Origin of the sequence: Microbacterium sp., assembly GCF_031178525.1 — a bacterium.
Taxonomy (GTDB): domain Bacteria; phylum Actinomycetota; class Actinomycetes; order Actinomycetales; family Microbacteriaceae; genus Microbacterium.
This window is the reverse complement of the sequence record NZ_JAPSJA010000329.1, coordinates 1-2,461: the sequence shown is the minus strand read 5'-3', so window position 1 is coordinate 2,461 and position 2,461 is coordinate 1. Positions and strand designations below refer to the sequence as shown.

Annotated in this window: 2 protein-coding genes and 1 pseudogene; all 3 read left to right on the top strand. The window is 73.9% G+C overall.

What is annotated here, in order from left to right:
- A pseudogene (locus RIF89_RS13940) lies at nt 1–233 on the top strand (phosphohydrolase); the annotation flags it as partial.
- Nucleotide 234: 1 nt separating this feature from the next.
- On the top strand, nt 235–1,569 hold the full coding sequence (locus tag RIF89_RS13935) for a CoF synthetase (protein ID WP_309069683.1): 1,335 nt from the start codon (nt 235–237) through the stop codon (nt 1,567–1,569).
- Between the two features lie 29 nt (nt 1,570–1,598).
- Nucleotides 1,599–2,461 (top strand): nicotinate phosphoribosyltransferase (pncB, locus tag RIF89_RS13930; protein WP_309069682.1); only part of this gene is annotated, 863 nt, incomplete at its 3' end.

Below are 2,461 nucleotides of genomic sequence, written 5' to 3'. Positions count from 1 at the left end.
CCGACGCCGAGCGGCGTGAAGAGGCCGTGCGCCTCCTGCTGCTGTGGGCCGGCATGCTGCCCGCGGGCGAATCGGTCGCGGACGCGCGCACGCGCTTCGACCTGCTGGACTCGGTGCAGCGCGACGCGACGCTCAGCCGCGCACTGGCCGACGAGAAGCACCGCCGCGAGGTGCAGCGCAAGCTCCAGGAGGCGCGCGCACGCGAGGCGGCGGCCCGCTACAGCCCGGAGTGACATGCAGATACCGCCCGATGATCCCGTCGCGCTCGAGGAGTACGCGCCCCTCGGCAGCGTCGCACTCACGGACGCCGAACGGTGGCCGGGACTGAGCCCCCGGGGGCGCGCCAGGCTGGATGCCCTCGTGGGGCATCCGCTCGCCCCGCGCTGGGTGCACGCGACGGGCCACCGCCTCACGCCCGAGCGCCAGCGCCGTGCGGCGGAGACCGGCGCGGCCGCTCCCCCGTCCGACTGGCTGGAGGAGCACCTCGCACGCGCCGGGCGTCTGCCGCGGTACCGCGGCGCCGCCCCCGAGCGACTCGAGGACTTCCCTTTCGTCACCCGCGACGACCTCGTGCGCGACGTCTCCGCATTCGTGCCGCACGACGCCGACCTGGATCGGATGCTGCGCGGGACCTCGTCCGGTTCGACCGGCGCGGCGCTCGTGATGCCCGACGACCCGGACGAACTCGCCCGCTGGTGCCACCACCTCGTCGGCCTGGTGCGCGGACTCGGTGCGGACTGGCGTCCCGCGCCCGACCGGCTGGGCCTCGCCTACCTCGTGAACCAGCGACAGGCGTTCACCTACGCTTCCGTCCTGCCCGGCTTCGGGGAGTCCCCGATGGCGCGCCTGAACCTGGCCGAGACGGATGCGAACCTCCTCGTCGACGCCGATCCCCAGGTGCTGAGCGGCGACCCGACCGCCCTGGAGGCGCTCCTGCGCCCCGCGTACGCGACGCGGCTGCGCCCGCTCGCGATCGTCTCGAGCGCCATGGCGCTCACGCTGCCGTTGCGCGCCGCACTGGAGGAGGCGTACGGCTGCCCGGTGCTCGATGTCTACGGTCTGCACGAGACCCGCCCCATCGCGGTCAGCGTCGACGGCGGTCCGCATGTCGTGCTCGAGCGCCGCGTGCACGTCGAGGTGCTGCGACCGGACGGCTCGGCATGCGACGACGACGAGCGGGGAGAGGTCGTCGTGAGCGCGGGCGAGAACCGCTTCCTGCCGCTCGTGCGCTACCGCACGGGAGACACGGCGTGCCCGGTGCGCACCGCGAACGGCAGGATGGCGCTGGCAGGGCTCGAGGGGCGCGCGCACGTCACGTTCCGCCGGGGTGACGGCGGGCGCGTGCCGAGCGTCGATCTGACCCAGCAGCTGCAGGCGGCGGGATGCCGGGGCTGGGCGGTCGCGCAGTCCGCCGACGGATCCGTCACCGCCCGGATCGCGGGAGGCGACGAGGCGCAGGCGCGTCGGGCGCTGGATGCGCTGCTGGACGTGCCCGTCGAGGTCATGCGGGTGGCCACGCTCGCCGCGCTCGGCGAGGGCAAGCCGCGCCGGTTCCGCTCCGACGCGTGAGCCGCGCGCGCCGCAGTAGGGTTTCCCTTATGAGCGCCTCGACGGCCCTGTTGACCGACCGCTATGAGCTCACGATGCTCGACGCCGCGCTGCGCGACGGCACCGCACAGCGCCACTGCGTGTTCGAGCTGTTCGCCCGGCGCCTGTCAGGCGGGCGCCGCTTCGGCGTCGTGGGGGGCACGGGGCGCCTGCTCGCGCTGCTGCGGGACTTCCGCTTCTCCGAGGACGAGCTGCGCTTCCTGCGCGACGAGAAGGTCGTCAGTCCCGAGGCCGTCGCGTACCTCGAGAACTACCGCTTCACCGGCTCCATCACGGGATACCGCGAAGGCGAGCTCTACTTCCCCGGGTCGCCGATCCTGACGGTCGAGGGCACCTTCGCCGACGCCGTGATCCTCGAGACCGTGGCGCTCAGCGTGCTGAACCACGACTCGGCCGTCGCCACGGCCGCCGCGCGCATGAGCATCGCCGCGGGCGATCGGCCGCTGGCCGAGATGGGATCGCGCCGCGCGAGCGAGTCGTCCGCCGTCGCGGCCGCGCGGATGGCCTACATCGCCGGCTTCAGCGCCACCAGCAACCTCGAGGCCGGTCGCACGTGGGGCATCCCGACGATGGGCACGGCGGCGCACTCGTGGACCCTGCTGCACGACAGCGAGGAGGACGCGTTCCGCGCCCAGGTCGACGCACTCGGCACCGGCACCACGCTGCTGGTCGACACCTACGACATCGTCACGGGCGTCGACACCGCCGTGCGCGTGGCGGGTACGCAGCTCGGCGGCGTGCGCCTCGACTCCGGCGACCTGCCGACCGTGGCGGCGTCGGTGCGCCAGCAGCTCGACGAGCTGGGCGCCGTGAACACCCGGATCACCGTCACGAGCGACCTCGACGAGTATGC

Bases quoted from the DNA above. Each gene is read 5' to 3' on its own strand.
- RIF89_RS13935 (WP_309069683.1), top strand. From the start codon at position 235: ATGCAGATACCGCCCGATGATCCCGTCGCGCTCGAGGAGTACGCGCCC.